Below are 23,945 nucleotides of genomic sequence, written 5' to 3'. Positions count from 1 at the left end.
TTGATTCACTCCATTTTTTCGATAAATGAAAACAGTTCCGGACCCATCTCCAGATCGTCGCTTTCGGTGAAGGCGGCGCTATAATTGTCGAGAATGGAATAGCTCGTAAAATAATTGCACGAATACAGCCCGTCCAGAAAATCAACCGGGCAGTGATCGGACAATCGTTCGGCCAGTAAACGGCGGAATTTATTCATGCCGGCGCGGGCCGCCGCGCTATGCCCCAGATCGATCAGTTTTAATTGATGTTCAGTCCCGAACCGCAGTGCCGCCATGGTCAGTTCGCCGGAGAGCAGCGTATCGCACCCCTGGGCGCGGCATGTCTCCCAGACTGCGCGACGGTGCGGCAGAAATCCCGAACCCAGATAAATACCGACCTTCCGGACCGGGCTTCGCAATTCGCCAAAATAGGGCACCACGGTAAGCTCCAGCGTCCGTTGGCAGACTTCAATCAAGCCGCGCAACGCCGTTTCGGTGGTACCGATCATCACTCCGTCCCGTTCTGCCACTTCCCGCAGTTCGCAAGCTTGGACCAGTTCCGGAAGGATCCCGGCCGGGGCGGAATCCCAGTTCCCATGCAAGGCCAGCAGCCGCAGGTTGGCGTGGTTCACGATCTCTGTCGCCTCGCCGGTCCAGGGATGATAGGTAATGAGCAAGTCGATGCCCCGCTCCACGGCGGTCTGGATATTCTCCGGGGTCGGGTCGACCGCCACCCCGATCCGTCCGACCGGCAATGTTCCCAGATCCGGGACAAAACGGAGCGAACCCCCGGCGTTCTTGCCGGGGATCAATTCCTGAAGAATATGAACTAAGGTTTCAACCTCCATCTTGCCCACCATTCCAGTATTGAAGACCATTTTGCTTTCAAAAGCCCCTCAATTTCGGCTTGAATGCAAAATCTCTCCCCCGATTATAACATAAATTATAGCATAGGAAATTTTCTCCTACAATAAACCGTCGTATCCTCGCGTTCGAACCCCTCGCGAGAAATTTTCGATCATTGACAGGAATTGATTGGTCGGGGGTTGAATAATCCATTGATGGAAAGAACCCGAAGTAAATTCTTTCCCGGACCTTTTTGGTTGAGGTCCGGCAAAGCAGGAGGTCGATGAGAATGAAACGTTTATTTTTGGTACTGTTGGCGCTGTTGGCGATGACCACCGCCAATGCCGGGATGATCCGGGCCGAACAGGACTATAGCCCGATCCGTCCCCAGATGAAGGTGAAATTCCGTTACATTATCGCCCATATGGAGCAGAAAGAGAGCACTTGGGAAGTGACGGTCGTGAAGAGTTCCTTCCCCGATTCGATTACATATACCTGGATCCGGCCCCAAAAGGATCGGGAAGCCTGGAAAGGAACCCGGATTCTGCTGGAAATGAAGACCAGCAAAAATTTTAACCCCTGGTACCGGAATGGCGAGTCCAAGGCCACTACCGACACCGCGCCCTGGCTTTCGCAGATGATCCTGAGCGAACTGCGGGAGAAAGGCCGGTCGGAGACTTTCAAGGAAGGCGGCAGCGGCGCGCTCAACTGGGCCGCGGCCGACTTGACCGTCAAGGAAAAAGTGATCTTCCCGGTATTGCTGAACGGGAAGCCCGAGGCGCTCAACGCCCTCAAGCTGAATAAGGGCATCACGGTTTGGAACAATCTCAACAATCCGCTGGTGCTGGAGTACGAACCCCTGGCGATTCCCCTATTTACCAGCGTAACCGGTTGGAAAGTAACGGAGATAAACTACTGAAACCCCGTCATCCCCGGCCCACTCCCTGTCTGGAGTGGGCCTTTGTATTTTGCTTGTAAACGGTTCAGCTCATCCCCGCCGGTTACCGGGCGGGTCGCCAATTCAATGACTCTCCATCACGCGCCGGCCTTGGCAAACCGCTTTTTAAATTTCTACCGCCCGAAGTTGACTTTCACGGGAGGATGGGTGATAATGGTATTTAAAATAAAAATCTATACCCGGGAGAAAATTTCATGTGGCTTTACTACTTTGCCATCTTTTTGGTGGTGATCTCCAATGTCTTTTACCATATTTCCCAAAAATCCACTCCGGTTGCAGCCCACCCCATTCTCTCCCTCACTGTGACCTATCTCACGGCGGCGGCGTTCACCCTCATCCTGTTGCCCTTCTTTCCTTTGCAAGAGGGGCTCGCCGCCTCCCTGAAGAAACTGAACTGGACATGTCTATCGCTGGGAATCGCCATCGTCGGCTTAGAGCTGGGTTTCTTACTGGCTTACCGGGCCGGCTGGAATATCAGCGTCGCGCAGTTCTTTTCGACCGTCATTATCACCTTGGTATTGATCCCGGTGGGGCTATTGTTTTTCCAAGAAAAAATGACCCTGATTAATGGTCTGGGGATCCTGCTCTGCCTGGGCGGCTTCATGCTGATTAACATCAAATGATTTCGGGATCCCGATCCACTCTTGAAATCACCGCCGAATCTACAAGCGGTGTTTTTTTGAAACAACTTGTAACTATCTTAGTTAATATTGACAGTTTCAAAAGTGTTTGTTATATTGAAACCAGCGCGTATTCCAGTGGTCCGCTCTTTGACTGGAGAAGGCCGGCTGGGAGTTTGACGCCGAAATCGAATCCAGGTGGAGGTTCAGATGATGATGAATCAACAGGAAGCTTTTGCCGCAGCGCTTTGGTCGGAAGGGCCCGCTTCCGATGCGGGCGACCCCATGCTATTCGGACAGTTCGTGGGGGAATGGGACTTTGATTGGACTGGTTTTAAGGCCGATGGCAGCCCTTGGACTGTCAAAGGAGAGTGGATCTTTGCCTGGGCGCTCAACGGCCGGGTTATCCAGGATGTCTGGATCTGTCCTTCCCGCAGCGAACGCCGGAAGCCAGGCAGTCCCCAGGGTGAATACGGCTCCACCTTGCGCTTTTATGATCCGAAGATCGACGCCTGGCAGATCGTTTGGATCGGGCCGGCCAATCACCGGGTCCGGAATCTCATCGCTAAACCCGTCGGCGCTGAAATTGTGCTGGAAGATACCTGCCGCGAGGATGGTTTGAGCCGCTGGATCTTTTCGCAGATTACCCCGGACTCGTTTCACTGGCGCTCGGTTACCTCGAAGAATGAGGGGAAAACCTGGCTTCTCAAAGAAGAAATGAGCGTAAGGCGGCGTTCCCAATGAGTAGCGAACCTTCTTTGCGGCGTTCGCTCTCGTGGGTGCAAGGCTTGGCTTTGACCACCGGCGCGGTGTTGGGTTCGGGAATCCTGATCCTGCCGGTCCTCGCGGCGCAGCTGGCCGGACCGGCTTCGTTGGTAAGTTGGCTGTTGATGGGGTTATTGACCGTGCCTTTGGTGATCACCCTGAGCCATCTCGCCGGGCGTTATCCGGAGGCCGGCGGAATCGCCGCCTATGCCCAACGCGCCTTCGGCGACCGGGCCGGCGCCATTACGGGCTGGCTGTTCTTGGGGACGGTGCCGATCGGAGCGCCGGTCTCCGTCCTGATCGGCGCGAACTATATCGGGGTGTATCTCGGACTTCCCAAAACAGCGATTTTCCTGATCGCCGGCGTCATGCTGTTGCTGGCCATCTGCTTCAATTACCGGGGTATTACCCTCTCGGGTAATGTCCAGCTGGGAGTGGTCGGGCTGATCGCCGCCATCGTCATCCTGGTGATCGTCGCCGCTTTTCCCAAGGTGCACCCGGCGGCTTTTACGCCCTTCGCGCCGCGGGGTTGGTGGCCGGTGGGCACGGCCATGACCATCCTGTTCTGGGCTTTTGTCGGCTGGGAGATGATCGGCCATCTGGCGGAGGAATTTCGCAATCCGGCCCGCGATATTCGCTTGAGTCTGGGCGGATCGCTGGTGGTGATCAACCTCCTCTATCTGCTGCTGGCGGTGGTCACCGTCGGCTCCCGCTCCTATCTGGCTGAGGATAATCTGGCCGCCCTGGCGACTCTCGTCCTGCAGAGCTGGGGAAGCTTAGCCGGAGCCGTCGTGGCGGTACTCGGTTTTGTGGTCTGCTACGGGTCGATCCATACCTACGTGGCCGGTTTTTCCAGGCTGGTCTATGCCCAGGCCCGCCAGGGTGATTTTCCGGCCTGTTTTGCCAAGTTGCATCCGAAGCACCAAACGCCGTACCGGGTTTTACTGGCCCTGATCCCGCTCTTTTTGGCGGTGCTGGGAGCAGCCGCGCTCGATCAGGCCGTCACCTCGGTGCTGATGCAACTCACCAGCGCCGTCTTTATCGCCTTATACATCATTGGAATGGCCGCGGCCGTGAAACTGTTCGGCTCCGAACCCTCCAAGCGCCGCTCCGCCCTGATCGCGCTCCTCGTCTGTCTGGCAGTGTACGCCTTTACTGGCTGGACCGGATTGTACCCGCTCATTCTGGCGGGAATCGGCTGGTGCCTCGCGGCCCGGAGAGTGCCCCAAAAGCCGGGCCGGACCGAAGATTTAAAAACTCTTTAGCCCCGCTCGTCCGGGTGAAACGCCGGGAAAGTCCGCGAACATATTCCTCTCGCACCCAAGCATGCGCAACGATCGGGTATTCAATCCCGGTCATTGCGCACGCTCACTCATTCACAGTGTATCCACGCCCAATCACTGTACCTGCCCGCCCAGTTGCTTTGAATGTTTACCCGGTTACTGTGCATGCTCGCACAGTAACTGTGTAAGGATGCGGATCCACAGTGTCAACAGGCACGGTTGTTGGGCATACTTGCTCAGGAGTCGTGCGGGCAAGCCCAAGAAACGAGCGACCTGTCCTCATTACCGTGAGCGCCGGTCTCCCTCGTCGCGGATATCCCGCTCTGTGATTCGATGCAGAATAAAGTCTGTAACCATTACCAGCCGGACATCATTGGCGACTTGGCCGGGATGAACTAAGAACCGAGTTTTTCCGATGTCGATGTCACTCCGGCCTCTGCGCGAAACCGGTTCAGAAAATAGGCACCGGTCAACAATTCGGCACCGGCGCAAAGGATGAATAGCCAGCTTGGCTCCAACCACTGGGTGAGCAAGCCCCCTAATAAGAGCGAGACCACGCAGATAGGCTCGACTATCGAGTGAATGAACCCGGAAACCGCGCCCAAATGCTCAGGCGGAGTCCACTCCTGTACCGCCGTCTCCAGAATGGTCCCCATAAACGCGGCAATAACCCCCATCAACCCGTATAAAATGAGGTTTAGCGGGAAAAAGCGGACCAGGGCAAAGCTCAATACCAACAGGCTGTCGAAGAGTAAAGCCTTAGGCAACGCCAGCAGCCGATTGCCGCTCCGCAAGCGGTTCAGCAACAAGCCGCCCAAACACGTGCCGATTCCGGCGGCGGCGAAGAGCAGTCCGGTCCGCTGGGCCATCCGGGCGGGGCCCCCCAAATACCGGGCGACAAAGATGTAGGTCAGCGGGATTTGCAGTATAATAATGAAGTTGGTCAGGACTTCCAGGGTAAGGACCGCTTGAAGCCGGGGGTGGTTTCGAATCATATTCCAAGTCGTCTTGAAGGAGAAACGCTGGTCCGAAGCGGATTGCTTTACGGCGGTCGCGTTTGGAGCGGCCGTCGTTTGCAGAAAGAGCGTGGTGAACGCCACGCTCAAAAAGGAGCAGCCATCCATGACAAATGCCACGGTATTGCCGAGATAACCCACAATTGCCCCGGCGAAGCCATACCCGAAAATCGCGATCATTCCGTTGAGAGAAGCCCGCATGCCATTAACCCGCATCAAATCCGCCGGGTCCACGATCTGCGGCAGAAAAGCTATCCGGCAAGGTAGGAACAAGGTCTGAAGGACCCCGGTCAGCAACAGGATCAAATAAAGCAGCGGCGGACTCGCGGTAACCGCAAACAGAAAGGACGTTACGGCATAGAACGTATTCACCGCCACAAATAACCCTTTTTTATTGTAGCGATCACAAAGGGTTCCGGCCATGACCCCCAAAAACAGCATCGGCAGGCTTTGCAGCAGGAAGACCAGGCTGATGCTGAAATTGTCCCCGGTCAGCTTGTATAATTTATCGGCCAAACCGATGGTGGTCAACTTAGTCCCTAATCCCGAAATGAAGGAGCTGCCCAAAAACAAGAGCCAATTGCGGGGTATATCCCATTGCTTTTTAACCATAAAAAAACCTCCGTATTGTGCTTCGCTGTCAACACAACCCGGAGGTTCAACGCATCAAAGATTTTTACGCCGATGCTTTTGATAATGGAGAAGCGTTTGACAGGTCAGCCATCAAATTAACATAATATTGAATTTTCGCGACACGAATCCCGTTCATCGCTCTTCCGCTCATGTTAATGATTGCGACCATCTGATAACGCTCCCTAAAATAAGATCAATTGAATTATAAGCCATGTGATAAAGTCGTCCATTCGGAAATCATCCTTTCAGTGGGCTAAAAAACGACTTTATCACTTGCTTTTCTGAGCTTTTGTGTTCACCCTGGCCTTCGGACAGGGTTTATCACAACGCTTTTATAGCATACCATCTTCTCCCGTTTTGATCAACACCCGGTCCCCGCGATTCGCCGCGCTTTTAAAAAAAGAGCGTGAATCGGCACTTGGGATCTTACAAAATCCTATGCCCACACTTTCTCCCAATCCAGATCGACCGCTGCCGCCGGAGTCAGGTTATGGGCCGCCAGGTATTGTTTTACCTTGAGATACCCGTAGGCGTAGCCGATCCGGGGGCATTCGCCGGGAAGCAGGCCGGATGTGGCATTGCGGGTAAAAAAGCCGGAACGGTTATCATTCTCCCGGGCTTGAGCCCGGAAGACCCGGTCGACGCTCTCCCAATGGGCGGCGACCCATTGCAGGGTGCTTTCGGGAAGATAACAGTATTCGTGGGCCGGATAACCCGGAAACAGCCACTCGGAACAGGCGATGGCCAGTCCCTCGGTGACGGCGCGTTGTCCGATGCAGTCGCCAAAGAGCCGGCCCGGAAAATAGCGGTCTCTGAGCCAGTGATGGCACTCATGAGCCAGCAGCAGGCGCAACCATTGCAGGTCGCCCTGGACCGACTCCAGGCATAGTACGGTCACGTCCCGTCCACCATAAGGCGTGGCATAAATGTTGGTGCAATCCAGACCGACCAAGACATAGAGCTCAACCTCGGGGATGACGGCACCCGCTCCGAACCGGTCCAGGATCGCTTGGGTAATCCGGACGATCTCCGTTTCATACGCTTCGAAAGTGCCGATGTTGGAGCGGAGCGGCGCGAAATGCCCCTGCCCCAACCCGCCGACGCGTTTCAGGATGCTGGCAACGGTGGGGAAACCTTTGGGCTGAAAATGGATGGCCTCGAGCAATTCGCGGTTGGGCGCGAGATAAGACTGCTCATACCTATCCACCCAGCATTCCGGGGCGGGGCATCCATCATAGGCAGTAATGAAATCCCGGTATTTCCAGATCCAATGGATCATCTTATCCCTCCATGAAAAGATACCGAAGCAGCCGCAAAGTAGTTAGGCGCTCCGGCGTACTAGAACTCAAGCAGGGAAATCTCCCTGCTTGAACGGTTTACACGATTGAATTTCTTTAATATATAGGATGGATAGGCTTCCCCCCGGACACTTGAATCCTCCCAGTAAATCAGCCGCAGAGCCCTTCAATCCAGGCGGTACTTCTCGGTCATGGAATTGTAATAGTAATCATAGGTATTGACCTTCTTCAGCCCGGCCACCGCGGTGATGATGGGGACCAACACATAATTGCCCTGCCAAAGATTGACGGTGCATTGGGTGTATCCGGCCAGCGCGGTGTCGACCATCAGGCGGCCGGTGTACTTACAGAGATCGATGTCAAAGCCATTGGGCGGCGTAGCCCGGATCAGGTGCCGCGGCTGCACGTAAAAGATATCCGGGGCAATATTGGCCTTGAAGTAATCCATCAGCGCCAGGAAAGCGTTGTCCAGCTTCTCCCTGGCTCCTTGCATGAATTGTTCATCCACCCGGGTCCCGAGGGGAAGGCCGTCCCGTTTGGCATCCAGCGCCACTTTGAGAATGGGCACGGCTCCTTCGGCCACCACCAGCAAGGCATGCATCCGTTTCTCGCGGCGTTTTTTGATCCGCTCCACACACCGGTCCAACTCCGCCAGAGCGTCGCCGACCGTCTCGCCGAGCGCCTCCGGAATCAGCACATAATCCGCGTCGTCGCTGGCATAGGCGGTATGCAGCGCTACGAAGCCGCTGCCCGCTCCGAACAGCTGCACCACGGCCACCCTTTCCAGGGTCTCCGCCTCGCGGTGAAAATCGCGCAGCATCTGGATGGCATTGTCCACCGTGGTCCGGAAGCCGAACGAATAGTCGGTAAAGTTGATGTCATTGTCCATGGTCTTCGGCCCGGTGACCACCAGACACTTATGACCGTTCTCCTTCAGTTTGTCGGCCAGCTGGCCGGCGGCCCGCAGGGTGCCGTCGCCGCCGATGGCGTACAGGATATCCAGGTCCAGTTTTTGGACGTTCTCGGCCATCCGGTCGATATTGTCCTTGCGCCGCTCGGCGCGGAGGGCGTGCAGATTGCTGCAGCCGAGATGGGTCCAGGGATCGGTGACCAACGGATTCAGAGGCATGGTCCATTCCCGGTCCGTTTGGTCCAAATTCAACAGGCCGCGATACCCGCCGATGATCCCGGTGAACTTCAGATCCGGCGGAAATCCCGCCCGCAGCGTGATTCCATGCTGCTTGCAGTATTCGGTGCCCAAGGCGAATTGGTGTTTGACGATGGAATCCACAATCACGTTCAAACCGGGGGCATTGCCGCCGGCGGTCAATACTCCCACCTTGAGCTCGGCAGGGTTCAGCCGGAGTTCGCGGCGGGCGCCGGCCAGCAGGAACCGGGGCAACTCGCGCCGGTTATATTCCTGGAATACTTCCAAAATCTCAATATCCGAAAGCACGGCGATATTGGCGTCATCGGTCAGAAACGCCTTCTCATCGATCACATTGGCCGACGGATGAAGCACCCGTTGGCCGGTCTCCCGCCGCTCCACCTGGTACTGAATGAGGCTGTCGGTATGTTCATTCCAAAGCGTCATGCCTCGCCGCGTCTTTCGAAGCTGTTCCTTGAGGCTCATGCCATCCTCTCCTTCGCTATCACTGCAGCGTAACCATATCCCGCTCCGCTGGAACCGCTGACGGGAAAAACAGTTTTGCTCAATTTTTGGAAAAGATTCGCGATCTGGCCGGTTAAATCCTGCGCATTTTGCTTAGTTTCCCACAAAAGCGGAGAAATTTTTCGAAAAAGATGAGTTCGGCGCAGCCACGGGATAGGCCAGGCGAGGTAGGGAAAGAGAGGCTTTACTCCGAGCTCAGCGACATGAATCCTTCGTGTCAATGATTTGGGAAAATGACGAACGCCTCGCCGTTTTTCGCACATCATGGGATTCAAATTATGGCGTCATATAGCGATCGGCTTATAGCAACCGCTGCATCCAGACTACATCAAAATCCGTTCCTTTTTTGCGGCCGACCCGCAGGAAACGGCCACATTCCTGAAATCCGTGCTTCCTGTGAAACTTGAGGCTGGGCGGATTCAGTGAACTGATGCTGGCCACGATGCAGTCCACCTCCATTTGCCGCGCTCCCGCCAACAAATGATCGAGCAGCCGCTGGCCCAGGCCGCGGCCGGTATACTCCGGTTTGATAAAATAGGAGATCTCGGCCGTCCTGCGAAAGACGGGGATAAGATGATAAGGCCGGAGAAAACCGAATCCAATGACCATGCCCGCCGGAGTCCGGAGGGTGGCTGACGGATATCCTTTGACGGAATGCAGGATCATGTCAAAGAACTCGTAGCTCACCGGATGTTCGGGATAGGCCGCGAAGCTGTTCTCAATGGCATCATTGAAAATGGCGATGACCGCCGTTCGATCGGCAGCCGAAAGGTCTTGCAACTCGATTTCTTCATTCATGGCTCGAACCTCCTCCAATATTTCGCAACCCAACGATTGGGAACTCATTGTCCCCTGACCCATCATTCATTTCAGTCCGGGGATGGTTACGAAGATTATACCAGAACCGGATGATTTATAAACGGCCAATTCCGAAGGCTTTTCACCCCACCAAAAAAGCGGGAAATCAAAAGAAGCTGCCCCGTAGGAGCAGCCTCACAGTATAAGTCTTTGAAAATACCCATCCGCTTCCAAAGCCGGCGGTATCATTACACGCTGAACTGTTGCACCGTTTCACGCAGCTCCACGGCCATCCGGGAGAGCGTCGAGGCGGAGCTCAGGATCTCCTCCAGCCCGGCGGTCTGCTCTTCGGCGGCGGCGGCCACCTCTTCGCTGCTGGCGGAGGATTCCTCGGCGATGGTGGCGATGGTTTGGCTCATTCCCTCGACATTTTTGATCTCGCCGACCATCTTTTGAATCTCCTCTGTCATCTGCTTCACTTGCTGCTCCACTTCGAGGCTGGTGTTCACGATCGCCTGGAAGGCCACCCGGGCTTCCTGGGCGACGGCGTTGCCGTTTTTGACCTCCTTGACTCCTGCCAAAATGCTGGCGGCCACCTGTTCCGACAGGCGCTGGATCTCCTCCAGGATCTGGGTGATATCGATGACCGATTGTTCGCTGCCCTCCGCCAGTTTCTTGACCTCGTCGGCGACGATGGCGAAGCCCCGGCCGTATTCCCCGGCGCGGGCCGCCTCGATCGAGGCATTCAGCGACAACAGGCTCGTCTGGGAAGAGATCTGGGTAATGGCCCCGAGGATCTCGCCGATCTCGTCGGAACGCTGCCGCAGACTGTCGGTCACGGTCTGAATCGCGCCGAATTTCTCCTCAATCACCCCGATCTGGCTGATCAGTCCGGCGATCTTTTGGTTGCCCAGGGCAGCGGCTTGCGTGGCCTTCTCCGAAGTTTCCAGGACGCGTCCGGCATTGGCGGAGATCTTCTCATTCCCCGCCAACAGTTCATTGACGACGTCCACCGTCTTTTGGGATTCATGGGACTGCTCGGTGGCGCCAAGCGATATCTGTTGAATGGTGGCGGCAATTTGCTCGCTGGCCCGGGTGCTCTGATCGGCGCTCTCCTGCAAAAAGCGGGCCGATACCGCCACCTGGGCGCTGCTGGCGCCGATCTTGCCGATCAGCTGCTGCAGATTTTCGCTCATTTTATTAAAGGAGTTGGCCAGGATCGCGATTTCGTCCCTGGAGGTGACCCCGACATCCTCGACCCGCAGGTCTCCGGCAGCGATGCGTTGGGCCGCGTAGGCCAGCCGCGAGATGGTTCCGGTGATTTTGGTAAGGTAGAGCCCGGCCAGCAGGGTGCTGAGTCCGGCGGTGACGATCAGGATCCCCAGAATGAGAAAGCCCAGTTGATTGAGGCGCCGGTCCAACATTGCCTTGACTTTCCGGTAGTAGTTCAATTCGGTGGCGATCAGTTCCTGGACCGTATCCTTGATAAACCCGCCCGTCTTTTTGACCTCTGCCGAGCGCTCGTGAAAGCCTTGAATCGTATTTTGCACCAGACCGCCGATTTTCTTAACATCGGCCCCGTCGCCCGCGGCGGCCGCGGCGGTGCTGTCCTGTTGCTTGTCGAGATAATTGAAGGCTTCATCGATCCGCTCCCGGTACGTTTGGATGATATTCGCCAAGGAGTCCACCAGGCCGGCGCCGTCCTCGTCCCAGACCTGAGTCTTCAATAAATCCACGTCTTTTTGGAGAATGGCCAGATTGTCGGAGATTTCCTGCCGAGATTCATCCTTCTTCAACAGGAAGAACTGGTTCAGCTGCTCCGGAATGGCCAGGGCCGGCGCGATGAGGTCATTGGCGATGATGGTGGTCTCGGTCATGGTATTCAACTGGGTGATGACCGAACGCAACGCGATATAGGAGCCGATGCCCACGCCGCCCAGGACCAGCACGATGAGGAGCAAGCCCCCGATCAGTTTCGCTTTTAACGAACGCCTCGCCATGGAACCCCAGACCGTCTCCTCAGCCATCGCCACATGCCCCCTCCGGATGATGTCAACCGTTCCTTCAAAGGATTAACCCAGCGCCGATCGAGATTGAACTCGCAATCCAAAATTTTTGAAAAATGTTACGGAATCGTAAAGTTAATTTCAACAGTTTTCCATTTTTTCCTGCCGTCTTTCGGAAAATATTATGAAATAGGCCCGGCCTTCATGGTCCGGGCATAAAAAAAGGAACTTGCAGTAACCTTATCTCCGGCTACCGCACCACGTTGCGTGGATATCTGCAACCTTTCGGCTGCAAACACCCATTACACGTACTACGATAACCTTTGACCGACTGACAAGGAAACTTGGGGATCTACCTGCAATCTCTCGACTGCAAATAAACCCTTTCGCTCCATTGCCAATCTGGGCTCGACCGCTACCGATAAGTTTCCCTACCACGACAGTCTCATCAACTGCCGTAGCAAGTTGGCCCACCGATGACAATCTTAGCTCAGACCATTATGAATCCTTGCGAAAGAACCCATAATGATCAGTTGCTCGACTGATAAAGACCCTTCAAGTCCGAAGACAGAGCCTTTATCAATCTGCGCCTCGGCTACTACAAATCCCTGAGTATAGAATGACCCGGGTTGCGCGAAGTTATACAAGAATTTTTAAAAATTTCGACAAGCTCAAGCAACCCGTCTTGCCGGACGCCGTTATGCTCCGTCGGAGCTTCCCGGAAGGCGCGAAAATTGGTCCAGTTGAATCACTCTCCCGGTCAAACGGGATTCTTCGGCGGCGAAAGCCATCACATGGCTGGATAATGAGACCTCCGCCGAGGTATCGGCGGCCATTTTGCCTTCGCGCTCCGCCTTGATCAGCTGTTCCATCAGGCCGTAGTCGCCGCCGCCATGGCGGCCCGGGCATTGGGGCGTCGTGATAAGCTCCTCCTCCCTGCCGAAATAATGGACTGCAATCCGGTTGCTTTCGAATTTTCCTTGGATGATGCCCAGCGTCCCCATGATCTTGATCTCTCGGGACAGTTCGTGGGTGAGGCCGCACATGGTGAAATTGGCGATGGTCCCCCCCTCGAATTCCACATGGACCGTCTGGTGATCCACCACATTATTATCGCACTTGTAGACGCACCTTCCGTAAGGGCCCTTGCGCAAGGCGTCCACTCTCGCGGCGCTCGATAAATCCTGGCTGATGACGCTCACCGGCCAGCCGGTATCCTGGCCCAGGTATTGCCGGACAGCGGAATAAGGGCACTGGTGCTTCAAGGGACAGTCCAGGCAGCGCTCGGCGGAACCTTCCGGAGCGTTTTCAGATTTAAAGTATTGTAAGGAGCCGAAGGAAGCCAGCCGTAGCGGTTTTTTTCCGGAAAGCCACACCAACAGGTCCATGTCATGGCAGCTTTTCGCCAGGATCATCGGGGAGGATTCCCGGGAATTGGCCCAGTTTCCCCTGACATAGCTATGGGCGTAATGCCAATACCCCACGTTTTCATCCAGGTTGATCTCCACCACCTCCCCGATGGCGCCGGAGCTGATCAGTTCTTTGATCTTTCCGAAAAACGGCGTATAGCGCAGCACGTGGGCCACTGTCAGCTTTCCCGGCCGGAGCTTCGCCGCCCGGACCATGGCGATGCACTTCTCCAGCTCGGTCGCCATGGGTTTCTCCAGCATCACATGGTATCCCTGGTCCAACGCCAGCAGCGTCGGCTCGTAATGCATCCGGTCCAGCGAGCAGATGAACAGGAGATCGCACAACTTCGGCTGGGCCATTAAATCCTGCCACGAAACGAATTGCCGGTTCTCCGGCACCCCGTGCAATTCGGCGAAGCGTTTCCTTTTTGCGGCATCGGGTTCGGCGATAGCGACGAAGCGGATCTCCTCCGGGTGTTCCAGAGCATACCCGCCATAGACATCGTTCCCGCGATTTCCGGCACCGATTAATGCAGCTTCAAGCATTACCAAGTTTCCTCCTCCAAATATAATGGACTACTCTTTGATAGCGCCGCCCATGATCCCGGCCACAAAGAACTTTTGCACGAAACTGAACAGGATCGCTATCGGCACGGTGGCAATGATTCCCCCGGCCATCATCTGATGCCAATAGACAATATTCATGCCCACAAAATCGGTCAGTGCCAAAGGAATGGTCTTTAAGGACTGATCGGTGATGAAGGCGAGCGGAAAAAGCAGATTGTTCCAGGCCATGATGAAGGCGTAAATACCGGCCATGAGCACGGCGGGGAGGGCGATGGGAAAAATGATCTTCCGCACCGCCACTACCCTGGAACAGCCGTCGATCATCGCCGCGTGCTCCATATCCAGCGGTATGCCTTTCAAGTATCCGTGCAGCAGCCAGATGGCCATCGGCAGGGAGATGGCCCCGTTGGACAGGATCAAGCCCATCAGGCTGTTGATGAGCCCGAGCGAACTCATCATCTGCATCATTCCGATGATAATGATCAGCGGCGAAAACATCTGGGTCAGCAGCACCACGAACATCAGCGCCCGGTGGCCTCGGAAACGGAAGCGGGTCAGCGCGTACGCCGCCGGAAAACCGAAAAGAATGCTCAACAAGCTGGTAAAGAAGGATACCACGAAACTGTTGACAAAGGGTTTGCTAAAATGATATTCGCTGACCCAGACCTCGAAGTAGTTCTGCCACATCACCGGGTGGGAAAGCCACTGCGGCGGCCATTGAAAGGTCGCTTGATAGGTTTTTAACGAGGTCGACAGCATCACCGCGAACGGGAACAGCATGGCCAGAATGATCAGACTCAAAAGTGCGTAGGAAATGATCGATGAACCGCGATGTTTCGCTTGCAAAGGAATCCCGCCTCCCCTTTAGTCGGTTTCGCTGAGTTTTTGATTATAGAACGCGCTGAAAGCCAGCAGCACCAGAAAAATGATGACCGCCACCGCCGAGCCCATGCCGATGTCGAAAGAGCCGAAGGCCAGCCGGTATGCTTTAATGATCAGCGTCTCGGTGGCCGATACCGGTCCGCCCCGGGTCAGCGGCCAAATGATCTGAAACGAATTGAAGGTCCAGATCGCCGACAGCGTGGTCGCGACCAGGACGATCGGCCGGATCACCGGAAGCTTGATATAAAACAGCTTCTTGAAGTACCCGGCGCCGTCCATATCCGCCGACTCCAGGATCTCCTGGGATACCATTTGCAGCCCGCCCATGAAGACAATGGCCATGAAGGGCACGCCCACCCACACGTCGACCAGGGCGGTGAATAAAAACGAATAAAAATTGCTGCTCAGCCAGGAGATGGGCTGGCTGATGAGCTGCAACTGCAGCAGCAGCCAGTTGAGCATCCCGAACTGGCCGTCAAAGATCCAGCGCCAGGTGATCGCGCCAACCACATTCGGCGTGACCCACGGAATGAACAGCAGGAAAATGAAGAGTTTCTTGCCGCGGGTGATGTTCACTAGGAGCAAGGCGATGATGAAGCCGATGACCGTCTTGCCGGCCACCGACAGCAGGGTCCACCAGACCGTGCGCTGAAAGGCCATTAAAAAATCGGCATTCTGCAGCAGGGAGAGAAAATTCCCCAGGCCGACGAAGTAGATCCCCTGATCCGGCCGGGTCAAGACATTATGCATCAGTGACATATAAAGCACCCGGAGGATGGGATACGCCACAAAAACAGCCAGAATAAGCAGGGCCCCGGCCAAATAGCACAGCGGGGAATATTCGGGAGAGATCATGCGCCGGAGATCATGCTTGGGAAGGCCCGCCGGATACGAATCCCTCATCTTTCAATCCACCCCTTTTCGTCTCCGATAAAATTGTAATTGCCGGTTTCATGGCCGGCAATTACGGTTTCTTCCGTTAGCGTCTCGGTTCCAGTTGCTGTTCCTTGATGAGTTTCACCGCTTTCGCCAGGGCCGCTTTGGGGCTGACGCCCTGGAACGCTTCTTGGACCATGTTGGCGATGATGTCCTGGAAAGGCTCCCAGATGGCTGGCTGCGGCTGGGGCAGGCCGTTGTCGATGGCCTTGATGAAGATCCCGAAATAGGGATCGTCTTTGAACTCCGGCATTTTGGCCTCTTCGATCAGGATCGGGGTCAGCCCGTGATCGCGATCGTATTCGGCCTGGACGTCCAGCGTGGTTAAGTAATCGATCAGCTTCCAGGCGGCGGCGGGGTTCTTGCTGTTGGCCGAGACCACCAGCGAATCGGAGTTCAGAATGCAGTGCTGTTCAGTGCCGGCCGGCAACAACGCCATTTTGTACGGCACTTCCGTATTGTCGGGCTTCAGGCCCATCATCCGGCCGGCCCACGGACCGCACTCGAACATCGCGATCTTCCCCTGCTTAAACAGGATCGGCAACTGCTCCCGGTTGTACTCCAGCGGGCTCGGCACGATCTTGGCATCCAAATGAAAACCGGCATATAATTTTAAGGCTCGTTCTCCCTGGGGCGAATTCAGTACACACTTTCCGGAACGGTCGAATACCTTTCCGCCGAAGGAGAACAGGACATTGAAGAACTGGTCGGTGGTGGAGACATGTTTAGCCCCGGCCGCGCCGTAGCCGTATACGCCGGGATGTTCCTTCTGGACCTTTTGGGCGGTCTCGATCAGTTCATTCCAGGTTTTCGGGGGTTCCTTGATCCAATCGGAGCGGTAAAACAATACCTTGGAAGAGAAAGCATGGGGGACGCCATAGATCTTGCCGCCCGATATTTCCGAGTCCATCAGCGGCTTGGGGAATTGCTGCATTTTGCTTTTGGGAAAATACTTGTTCAGCGGGAGAATGCCTTTCATATTGGCGAAGGGGACGACCCAGCGGGTGCCGGTGTAAATCACGTCAGGGGCGGTTTTGGTCTGAAACATATTGACCAGTTTGTCATAGGCCTGGTCCCAGCCGACCGTGATCAGTTCCACCTTGATATTGGGGTTCTCCTTTTCAAACTGGTCGATCTGTTTCTGGGTCGCCTGTTTCATGTTGGGCTGTTCCAGTCCGGGCTGGAGCATCGTGATGGTGACCGGCTTGCCGGCGCCCTGCGCCACGGCCGCCGCCGTCAGGCACAGGAGCAAGAGAATGACCGTTAACCGCAGAAAACCATACTTCCTTTTCATTTGATCACCTCGTTGTTTTTTATGATTACGCCGCTCCGTCTCCACGGAAGGAAAACGGCATAAATCCCATGCGGATGCCGCCTTCGCGGTCAGGCCGTCATCACCCGCGGCATCTCGAAATAGGCTTCGATGGCCAGCGCGGCGACTCCCTTTAAAAATGCCCGGGGGACCCGGTGACGGCTGATGGCCAGATCCCGGGCGGCGGTTTTCAGGGCCATGTTAAAAATGTTCGTTTTTAGTTCCTGAAAATACTCATCGCATTGGACCATTCCGTCCCCGGCGATGACGATCAATTCCGGATTGAACAGATTGACCAGGTTGGTGATGCCAACCGACAGCGCGAAGACGCTTTCCCGCACCGTCTGCACGGCCAAGGGGTCGCCGCTCCGCAGCGCCCGGGCGACGGCGGGCACCGTCAGCGCCTCCTCCTCCAGCGCGGTGGGCGCGCCTTGGCGGATTGCCGCCGCGATCCGCCGCAGCAGCGCGTCTTCGGACACATACTCGGTGAGGCAGCCGTAATTGCCGCAATTGCAGCGCGGGCCGTGAAGATTCACGCTGGTGTGCCCGAACTCCACCGCGCTGCCGTTACATCCCTCAAAGATCCGATGGTCGATGATCATCCCGGCGCCGATCTTCTGGCCGACCATGATGTAGAGAAGATTGGCGACCTTCAGATCGGGCTGGAAGACTTTCTCGGCGTAAGCGGCGGCGTTCATATCGTTAACGACGAAGATCTCCTGGCCGAATTGTTGTTCGAGCATCGCCCTCAGTTCTAGATTGTTCCATTGCAGTCCGGCGGAGTACAGAACCTCGCCTTTCTTGAAGTTGACAATACCGGAAATGCCAATGCCGATGCTGGCGGGGTGGATATTCGCCGCCGCGGCCTGGGCCAGCGCCCGCTCGATGGTCCGCACCAGGAAGTCCAGGGCTTCCTCGCCTTTTCTCCCTTGGAGCGGGATTTCTTCCAGCAGCTCCAGTTCCCCCTGGAGATCGGAGACAGCCCAAAGCAACTTGAATTCATTCAGTACCAGCGTGAGAATATAACTGCCTTTGGGGTTGAACTCCAGTAGGATCGGCCGCTTCCCGCCGCTGGATACCCCCACGCCGATCTCCTTGGCCAGCTGGTTTTCGAGTAGCGAATTCACGGCATAGCTCACGGTGGTCGGGCTCAAGCCAGTGGTCTTGGATATCTCCGCCCGCGAAATCGGTCCCTGGTTGCGCAGTATATTTAGGACCAGCAAGTAGTTGGACCATTGCACAAACTCCAGATTGGCTGAACTCCATGCTTTATTTTTCATCTTATGCCCCACACTTTTTGATAGACTTTGTTTTTCCATTGGACTAACTTTGTTCTTATTCGATCCCGGTTCCAATTTTCCTTTCGGAATCGAAAAATTTTTTTAAAAAATTCTCCGCCGTTCCTTCCGGTGCAGCAGCGGCCCCCCGGCCCGGCCTTGCGCGGACTGCGCTTGAGCGTACCGCGCGGGTCGCGGTTCTTGCCGGGCTCCTTCCCGATCCTCTCGCCGCGGCGGCGGTCCATGCCGGGAGAACTCCGGCAACGCCGGCGGGCATCGCCGCTGCCGCCGGAGCGGCTGAAGATCTTCCGGCGATCATCGCCGTTGCCTCTGCAACGATAGCCAATACGGTGGCAGTCCCCGCCGCTGATCCATGCGTATCGGAAGGAGATAGGACAGCCCGCTCCGGAGTTTCAAAATGGGGAATGGATAATCTTTACATCGGCCGTTTTTGGAGTTATAATTAACGGTGTTAACTTAAGTAACGATGTTTAGAAACGGAGTATCCATGGGAGTCAAGGAACGGAAACAACGGGACAAAGAGTCGATCCGCCGCAAGATCCTGGCCGCGGCCGAGACGCTGTTCGTCCAGGAGGGGTATGAGAATGTCTCCATGCGCAAGCTGGCGAACCGGATCGAATACTCCCCCACCACCATCTATCATCATTTCAAAGACAAAGAGGAGCTCCTCTCCTGCCTGGTCCAGGAGATCTTCACCCAGTTCATCGCCTACCAGGACGCTTGCTTGGGCGAAGGGCCGGATGCCGACCCAGTGACCGCCATCCGGCGCGGCATGCGCGCCTACATCCAATTCGGACTGGAGAACCCCAATTATTACCGGCTGGCTTTCGCATCGGGCTTGCTGGCAAAGGCAAGCCCCGCCCTGGGCGACGGGGGCGGCGCTCCGCAGCAGGCCTTCCGGATCCTGCAGCAACTGGTGGCCGCGGCCATCGAGCAGCAGTACTTCCCCGCCCGCGATCCGGCCTTGATCGCTCAGACGCTCTGGGCGGTCAATCACGGGATCACCTCGCTGTTGCTCACCCACATCCGGATCACCGAATCCCAGCAGGAAGAGTTGATAGGGCAGGTAATCGACACCGCCCTGGACGGCTTGCTCCACCAGAAACTACGGGAACAAGGGTAAAAATTCATGGGAAGATAAACAGGAAAGAAGGGTGCCGTGATGTATAAGGATACCTGGGCCCGCGTATTGAAAACCCCGGAAGAGGTCCCCAGTTTTTTCAGGGAATTTTGCGAAACAATCCGCGACGGCGGCCGCCAATTCCCCTACACCATCTTTTGCCCCCCGGACCGGTTCGGTTTCCGGAAGACCACCCCCAAGCTGATCTGCCTGTCGGAGGAGACCGTGGCCATCGCGGAGAAGGTCCAACACGAACTGCGGACGGCCGTCTATCCATTGAGTCGGATCACCTATCTGGAGACCGGCCACAGCCTCCTCTACGCCTGGTTCACCCTTTACTGTCCCGGCGCCGCGGCGCTCAAGATCGAGTATTGCGCCGTCGTCAAGCAGCTTTTCCAGCCGCTCTTCGCGCGAATCCGCGCGGCACTTCCCGCGGAAAGCCTCCCGGAACCCGGCGATCATCAAGCCGAATTGGCCAAATTGAACATTTATAGCCGCCAGAACTACAAATTCATGAATTTTGCCAAGCAGAGCATCTTGCCGGGCGAAACCGTGCTGCAGTCGCTCCTGCAACCGGAGGTCCATCTCCCCTATCTGAAGTTCTTCCAGCGCACGCTGGTGGGAAACCACCTGACCGTCCTGACCGACCGGGAGCTCATCGCCATCCGCGACCTTGACCGGATCGGAAAATACTATGCCATGCGCTACGGCGGGGTCTGGAATTTCATCCCGTTGACCCGGATCGTCCGGATCCAATTGGCCCCGGATGATGCTTCCGCCGTCCCTGGGGGACGAATGCTGCTGCTCCGGCTGGAGCTGGAAGGCTCGGGCACGATCACGCTGCCCTTTCATGAGGCGCAACAGCCCGGCCTGCAAGCCCTGGCCGAATCCTTGGCCCGGCAGTGCGGCATCCTGCGCGGCCAACCCGTCCCCGTCGACCTGCGGCCGGGCTTCCTTGGCGGCGCGGCAGACCTCCCGGCCGCTCCGGCCAAGCAGACCTCTTTTTGATAGACGCAGCTCTCCCATACTCAAAAAACCGGGCCCCCGCCGCAGTCAAAAAAGAAGCCGCCTTCACTCAGGTGAAAGCGGCTTCTGCCTTTGAACAATCCTTTGGGTACCTATGGGGGGAAGTCCGCCAGGGCCGGCCCGGAGCCCCGGCCATCCGGGAGCCTGACGGAGCCGGCCCTGCGGCGACCACGGTTGAACCGGCGCCAGCACCAACTACCAGAGGAATTCGGCGCAATTCAACCAGGTTTCGAGGGTGGTTACCACTTTCAGTTGGCGGATTCCGATCAGATCAAGCCCAAGAAGGGAGACGACCGTACTCGTACCGGTGACGACTCCGCGATCCAGCAGATCGATCGGATGGTGCATGGCCATCTCCTGGATATCATTCATCGCAAATCGCCTCCTTTGCAGAAGGGATCTCTACTCCGGGGGTGATTCCGAGGGGCGATTTCGGAAAAACCGTGCCCTGTCGGCATTTTCCAAAATCGCCCGTGATTTTCCGGAGTAATATATTATATCGGCGATGCAATTTTTGGTGAATTCCCGAATGCAATCCATGATAAAACCCTGCGAAATCAGGGCAAGATACTTGAATCATTATCATTATCGTGCAAAATAACAACGCTCCGCCGTCGGGATGGCGCGGCGCTTGGAACCATGCGCAGGCCGCAGGCATATGCTAAGAACGGGTAAAACATGGCGGCCTGATCACTTGCAGACCCCGGGGATCCGATCCTGAAAAGCCAATCCCCGCGACCGGCGGGCGGAGCAATCCGGCCCGCCGGTCCTATTCCATTCCCGGCGGATACTCCGGTAATCTCCGAACGTCCCACCAAATAAAAAAAGCCCCACGAATGGGGCTCTTTTCGTCAAAAGTAACGCTGCAATTCTCCGGATTAATAGCTTCTTCTGGATTGGAAGCAATCCCGGCAATAAACCGGTTTGTCACCGCTCGGTTGGAAAGGAACCATGGTGTTGGCGCCGCAGCTGGAGCAGACCGCCGGATACATTTGACGCTCGGAACGGCCGTTGAATCCGCCACGGTTGCCGTTGAAACCGGATTTCTCTTTCCGGGCGGCACGGCAGGACGGGCAACGTCCCGGCTCATTGGTGAAACCCTTGGAAGCAAAAAACTCTTGCTCACTGGCGGTGAAGGTGAACTCCTGATTGCATTCCTTACACACTTTGACTTTGTCTTGATACATGAAAAAACCCTCCAAATGTTAGCCTCAGAGGCTATATTTTGCCTTTCCTCAGGAGGCTACGTCGGAGGCAACTTCGAAAGAGTGAATTTGCAGACCTTAGAATCCTCAGTATAGGCATTGCTTATAGTATAGCATTATTTCCTGAAATATACAATCTGTTTTTCGTAGGAAGCGATTTCCGCCTATCCCTTGCCCATTGCCGGTCCGCCGTTCTTTCAGGTCCATGCAATTATAACTTATATATTTCAAGAGGGCCGCCGCTTAAAACTTTTCAGCCAAGTGATCATATTTTGCGTTGCACTATAAATCTTCTTGGACTCTTTGGTCAACAGCGGGCCCAACACCGCCAGGATCAACACGTAGAGGACGGCAAACGACTGAATGGCCGGTTTCAGGCCGCCGGCCTTGCCGATGTTGGCCATGATAATCGAAAACTCGCCCCGGGAGATGAGCGTAAATCCGATATTCGCCGTGGAACGGGCGGAAATGCCCGAAGTCTTGCCGGCCAGGGTTCCGGAGCAGAGGTTGCCGATGATGGTCAGCAGGACGCCGAGGATGGCCGGACCGACCGCCCCGCCCAAAGATAAGGGATCGATGCTCAAACCAAAGCTGAAAAAGAAGAGGGCCCCGAAGAAATCGCGAAAGGGCGCGATCAGATGTTCGATCCTTTTCACATGGGCCGACTCCGCGAGTACCAATCCGACCAGCAGTGCACCGATGGCCTCCGCCACGTGCAAAGTCTCGGAGAAACCGGCGATCAGAAACAGGGCCGCCATGATCACCAGAAGAAATTGTTCCGGCGATTGAATGTCAAGCGCGTTGTCAAGATACTTGATGGCTCTTCTGCCGAAGACCAGAAACAGCAGGATGAAAGCGAGGGCACCCAAAGTGGTCAGCAGCACGCCGGAGACGGATTTGGCGCCGCTGAGGATCAAGCCGGACAAGAGGGACATGTGGACCGCGATGAACAGGTCGTCGAACATGATCATGCCCATAATGATCTCGGTCTCGGGATTGGCGGTCCGTTTCAGATCCACCAGCACTTTGGCGACGATGGCAGTGGATGAACTGGTCATGATTCCGCAAACCACCAGGGTTTCCTTGATGGGGAAATTGGCCAGCCAGCCGAGGAGCAAACCGGAGCAGAAATTAATGGCCACATAAAACGTGCCGCCGAAGAGAATCGACTTGCCCGAGCGTAACAAGCGGCTCACCGAGAATTCCAAACCCAGATAGAACAAGAGAAATAACACGCCCATCCGGCCCAGGAAATCGATGAACACCGAGCTTTCAATGAACCGTAGATCGATGATTCCAAAGTGGGGGGCATGGGGACCGACCGCCATGCCGATCAGGATGTAAAATGGAATCACCGAAAAACGCAGCTTGGTCGAGAGCAGCCCCACCAGCGATATTAAGCCAATAGCCAGTCCTACTTCAAATACGATGATATTCATGTTTCCCCCTAAATGGTGAGTGGTGAAACTTTTGCACCTCCTGATAACTTGTTTTGAGAAACCGGTTCGTCCCGGATTCCTCGTTTTCTCCCCGTTCGATAGGTCGCAACCGGTTTTTATCTATGGCGACGATTGCAATCCGCTCCAAACCATCCCGTCGCCGGGCCTTGCCAGACAGCAAGCAATGGCCCCGGTCCCGGCTTTTACTCGTTCGTCCCGCCGTTCAGCAACAATTCTTTCAACATCTTCAAATGCTTGCGCTCTCCGGCGATGACCAGGATGGAATCGGGGACGAATTCGTAATCCGGTCCGGGATTGATCCGTTTTTGCTCTTTCTCCACCACCGCGATGATGGAGACGCCGGTCCTGCGCCGTATTTTTAACTCGCCGATATTTTTGCCGATGCACTTGAAGCCGGGTTCAATGCGGTACCACTCGATCACCAGATCGTCCAGCGCAACGTCCATAATCTCCAACGCCTTGGGTTTATAGGCCATTCCGCCGATAATGCCCGCAATCTGTCTGGCCTCGTCGTCTTCCAGGGTCACCATGGAAATGCTTTCATCGGGTTGGTCGTGATAAAAATGGTACACCTCGCGCCGGCCGTCATCGTGGACGATAACCACCACTTTATCCCCGCTATGGGTCTCCATCTGAAACTTGCGGCCGATTCCCGGCAGATCCGACTCCAAAATTCTCATGTAATCTTCCCTCCAAAATTGTGTCCCTCGGGACGAACGGAAACCAAAACCGTTTCGAAAATGATAAAAAAATACCTATTATCACTACTGTCCGGTTAACGAACACAAGCAACCTTGGGAACCCTTGAAACCATTGATGAAAACACGCATCTGAAAATTTTTCGATTTGAATTCCG

Annotated in this window: 21 protein-coding genes; 6 read left to right on the top strand and 15 right to left on the bottom strand. The window is 55.7% G+C overall.

The window, feature by feature from the left end; all coding sequences use genetic code 11:
- Positions 1-5: 5 nt before the first annotated feature.
- Entirely contained in the window at positions 6-827 is an 822-nt protein-coding gene (locus EDC14_RS03335) for a Nif3-like dinuclear metal center hexameric protein (protein WP_165907760.1), read from the bottom strand.
- 287 nt (positions 828-1,114) lie between these two features.
- Here EDC14_RS03335 and EDC14_RS03330 point away from each other — a divergent pair, with 287 nt between their 5' ends.
- The 4 genes from EDC14_RS03330 to EDC14_RS03315 all read left to right on the top strand — a co-directional run bounded on the left by EDC14_RS03330 (position 1,115) and on the right by EDC14_RS03315 (position 4,433).
- A complete protein-coding gene (locus tag EDC14_RS03330) occupies positions 1,115-1,744 on the top strand; it encodes a hypothetical protein (RefSeq protein ID WP_132012780.1) in 630 nt (209 codons plus the stop codon).
- 233 nt (positions 1,745-1,977) lie between these two features.
- Positions 1,978-2,406 carry a hypothetical protein gene (locus EDC14_RS03325; RefSeq protein ID WP_132012779.1) on the top strand — a complete coding sequence of 143 codons (429 nt, stop codon included), beginning with the start codon at positions 1,978-1,980 and terminating at the stop codon, positions 2,404-2,406.
- A gap of 210 nt (positions 2,407-2,616) precedes the next feature.
- Positions 2,617-3,147: a hypothetical protein gene (locus EDC14_RS03320; RefSeq protein ID WP_207930700.1), complete on the top strand. Its 531-nt coding sequence runs from the start codon at positions 2,617-2,619 to the stop codon at positions 3,145-3,147.
- A complete protein-coding gene (locus EDC14_RS03315; protein ID WP_132012777.1) occupies positions 3,144-4,433 on the top strand; it encodes an APC family permease in 1,290 nt (429 codons plus the stop codon). Before EDC14_RS03320 ends, EDC14_RS03315 begins: the two co-directional genes overlap by 4 nt.
- A gap of 413 nt (positions 4,434-4,846) precedes the next feature.
- Here EDC14_RS03315 and EDC14_RS03310 read toward each other — a convergent pair whose 3' ends face one another.
- The 10 genes from EDC14_RS03310 to EDC14_RS03265 form a co-directional block, all read right to left on the bottom strand.
- Positions 4,847-6,079 carry an MFS transporter gene (locus tag EDC14_RS03310; protein ID WP_132012776.1) on the bottom strand — a complete coding sequence of 411 codons (1,233 nt, stop codon included), beginning with the start codon at positions 6,077-6,079 and terminating at the stop codon, positions 4,847-4,849.
- A gap of 457 nt (positions 6,080-6,536) precedes the next feature.
- A complete protein-coding gene (locus tag EDC14_RS03305) occupies positions 6,537-7,379 on the bottom strand; it encodes a DUF2268 domain-containing putative Zn-dependent protease (protein WP_132012775.1) in 843 nt (280 codons plus the stop codon).
- 185 nt (positions 7,380-7,564) lie between these two features.
- On the bottom strand, positions 7,565-9,031 hold the full coding sequence (locus tag EDC14_RS03300; protein WP_132012774.1) for a 6-phosphofructokinase: 1,467 nt from the start codon (positions 9,029-9,031) through the stop codon (positions 7,565-7,567).
- 339 nt (positions 9,032-9,370) lie between these two features.
- Positions 9,371-9,868: a GNAT family N-acetyltransferase gene (locus EDC14_RS03295; protein ID WP_132012773.1), complete on the bottom strand. Its 498-nt coding sequence runs from the start codon at positions 9,866-9,868 to the stop codon at positions 9,371-9,373.
- Positions 9,869-10,116: 248 nt separating this feature from the next.
- Entirely contained in the window at positions 10,117-11,895 is a 1,779-nt protein-coding gene (locus EDC14_RS03290; protein ID WP_132012772.1) for a methyl-accepting chemotaxis protein, read from the bottom strand.
- 677 nt (positions 11,896-12,572) lie between these two features.
- A complete protein-coding gene (locus tag EDC14_RS03285) occupies positions 12,573-13,829 on the bottom strand; it encodes a Gfo/Idh/MocA family protein (RefSeq protein ID WP_132012771.1) in 1,257 nt (418 codons plus the stop codon).
- Between the two features lie 30 nt (positions 13,830-13,859).
- On the bottom strand, positions 13,860-14,696 hold the full coding sequence (locus tag EDC14_RS03280) for a carbohydrate ABC transporter permease (protein WP_132012770.1): 837 nt from the start codon (positions 14,694-14,696) through the stop codon (positions 13,860-13,862).
- A gap of 18 nt (positions 14,697-14,714) precedes the next feature.
- Positions 14,715-15,635, bottom strand: a complete 921-nt coding sequence (locus EDC14_RS03275; RefSeq protein ID WP_243662793.1) for a carbohydrate ABC transporter permease — start codon at positions 15,633-15,635, stop codon at positions 14,715-14,717.
- Positions 15,636-15,711: 76 nt separating this feature from the next.
- Positions 15,712-16,962, bottom strand: coding sequence for an ABC transporter substrate-binding protein (locus EDC14_RS03270; RefSeq protein ID WP_132012769.1), 1,251 nt, complete (start codon positions 16,960-16,962; stop codon positions 15,712-15,714).
- Between the two features lie 89 nt (positions 16,963-17,051).
- Entirely contained in the window at positions 17,052-18,260 is a 1,209-nt protein-coding gene (locus EDC14_RS03265) for an ROK family transcriptional regulator (protein WP_165907759.1), read from the bottom strand.
- A gap of 505 nt (positions 18,261-18,765) precedes the next feature.
- Between EDC14_RS03265 and EDC14_RS03260 the strand changes: the two genes are divergently transcribed.
- Entirely contained in the window at positions 18,766-19,401 is a 636-nt protein-coding gene (locus EDC14_RS03260; protein ID WP_165907758.1) for a TetR/AcrR family transcriptional regulator, read from the top strand.
- A 39-nt stretch (positions 19,402-19,440) separates the two neighbouring features.
- The gene (locus tag EDC14_RS03255) at positions 19,441-20,406 is read left to right on the top strand and encodes a hypothetical protein (RefSeq protein WP_132012766.1); all 966 of its coding nucleotides are present in this window, start codon (positions 19,441-19,443) and stop codon (positions 20,404-20,406) included.
- A gap of 213 nt (positions 20,407-20,619) precedes the next feature.
- On the opposite strand, the gene EDC14_RS26580 is transcribed toward EDC14_RS03255, so the two are convergent.
- The 4 genes from EDC14_RS26580 to EDC14_RS03240 form a co-directional block, all read right to left on the bottom strand.
- The gene (locus tag EDC14_RS26580; protein ID WP_165907757.1) at positions 20,620-20,796 is read right to left on the bottom strand and encodes a hypothetical protein; all 177 of its coding nucleotides are present in this window, start codon (positions 20,794-20,796) and stop codon (positions 20,620-20,622) included.
- Positions 20,797-21,302: 506 nt separating this feature from the next.
- Positions 21,303-21,611, bottom strand: a complete 309-nt coding sequence (locus tag EDC14_RS03250; RefSeq protein ID WP_132012765.1) for a zinc-ribbon domain containing protein — start codon at positions 21,609-21,611, stop codon at positions 21,303-21,305.
- 245 nt (positions 21,612-21,856) lie between these two features.
- Positions 21,857-23,068, bottom strand: a complete 1,212-nt coding sequence (locus EDC14_RS03245) for a cation:proton antiporter (RefSeq protein WP_132012764.1) — start codon at positions 23,066-23,068, stop codon at positions 21,857-21,859.
- A gap of 203 nt (positions 23,069-23,271) precedes the next feature.
- The gene (locus tag EDC14_RS03240) at positions 23,272-23,769 is read right to left on the bottom strand and encodes a cation:proton antiporter regulatory subunit (RefSeq protein WP_132012763.1); all 498 of its coding nucleotides are present in this window, start codon (positions 23,767-23,769) and stop codon (positions 23,272-23,274) included.
- Between the last annotated feature and the right edge of the window lie 176 nt (positions 23,770-23,945).

This window comes from Hydrogenispora ethanolica (genome assembly GCF_004340685.1).
Classification (GTDB): Bacteria; Bacillota; UBA4882; order UBA8346; family UBA8346; genus Hydrogenispora; species Hydrogenispora ethanolica.
Note: the sequence above shows the minus strand (reverse complement) of the source record. Positions and strands in the feature narration are given on the sequence as shown.

Coding starts and splice junctions, on each gene's coding strand:
- EDC14_RS03335 (WP_165907760.1), bottom strand. CDS start 827: ATGGAGGTTGAAACCTTAGTTCATATTCTTCAGGAATTGATCCCCGGC.
- EDC14_RS03330 (WP_132012780.1), top strand. CDS start 1,115: ATGAAACGTTTATTTTTGGTACTGTTGGCGCTGTTGGCGATGACCACC.
- EDC14_RS03325 (WP_132012779.1), top strand. CDS start 1,978: ATGTGGCTTTACTACTTTGCCATCTTTTTGGTGGTGATCTCCAATGTC.
- EDC14_RS03320 (WP_207930700.1), top strand. CDS start 2,617: ATGATGAATCAACAGGAAGCTTTTGCCGCAGCGCTTTGGTCGGAAGGG.
- EDC14_RS03315 (WP_132012777.1), top strand. CDS start 3,144: ATGAGTAGCGAACCTTCTTTGCGGCGTTCGCTCTCGTGGGTGCAAGGC.
- EDC14_RS03310 (WP_132012776.1), bottom strand. CDS start 6,079: ATGGTTAAAAAGCAATGGGATATACCCCGCAATTGGCTCTTGTTTTTG.
- EDC14_RS03305 (WP_132012775.1), bottom strand. CDS start 7,379: ATGATCCATTGGATCTGGAAATACCGGGATTTCATTACTGCCTATGAT.
- EDC14_RS03300 (WP_132012774.1), bottom strand. CDS start 9,031: ATGAGCCTCAAGGAACAGCTTCGAAAGACGCGGCGAGGCATGACGCTT.
- EDC14_RS03295 (WP_132012773.1), bottom strand. CDS start 9,868: ATGAATGAAGAAATCGAGTTGCAAGACCTTTCGGCTGCCGATCGAACG.
- EDC14_RS03290 (WP_132012772.1), bottom strand. CDS start 11,895: ATGGCTGAGGAGACGGTCTGGGGTTCCATGGCGAGGCGTTCGTTAAAA.
- EDC14_RS03285 (WP_132012771.1), bottom strand. CDS start 13,829: ATGCTTGAAGCTGCATTAATCGGTGCCGGAAATCGCGGGAACGATGTC.
- EDC14_RS03275 (WP_243662793.1), bottom strand. CDS start 15,635: ATGAGGGATTCGTATCCGGCGGGCCTTCCCAAGCATGATCTCCGGCGC.
- EDC14_RS03270 (WP_132012769.1), bottom strand. CDS start 16,962: ATGAAAAGGAAGTATGGTTTTCTGCGGTTAACGGTCATTCTCTTGCTC.
- EDC14_RS03265 (WP_165907759.1), bottom strand. CDS start 18,260: ATGAAAAATAAAGCATGGAGTTCAGCCAATCTGGAGTTTGTGCAATGG.
- EDC14_RS03260 (WP_165907758.1), top strand. CDS start 18,766: ATGGGAGTCAAGGAACGGAAACAACGGGACAAAGAGTCGATCCGCCGC.
- EDC14_RS03255 (WP_132012766.1), top strand. CDS start 19,441: ATGTATAAGGATACCTGGGCCCGCGTATTGAAAACCCCGGAAGAGGTC.
- EDC14_RS26580 (WP_165907757.1), bottom strand. CDS start 20,796: ATGAATGATATCCAGGAGATGGCCATGCACCATCCGATCGATCTGCTG.
- EDC14_RS03250 (WP_132012765.1), bottom strand. CDS start 21,611: ATGTATCAAGACAAAGTCAAAGTGTGTAAGGAATGCAATCAGGAGTTC.
- EDC14_RS03245 (WP_132012764.1), bottom strand. CDS start 23,068: ATGAATATCATCGTATTTGAAGTAGGACTGGCTATTGGCTTAATATCG.
- EDC14_RS03240 (WP_132012763.1), bottom strand. CDS start 23,769: ATGAGAATTTTGGAGTCGGATCTGCCGGGAATCGGCCGCAAGTTTCAG.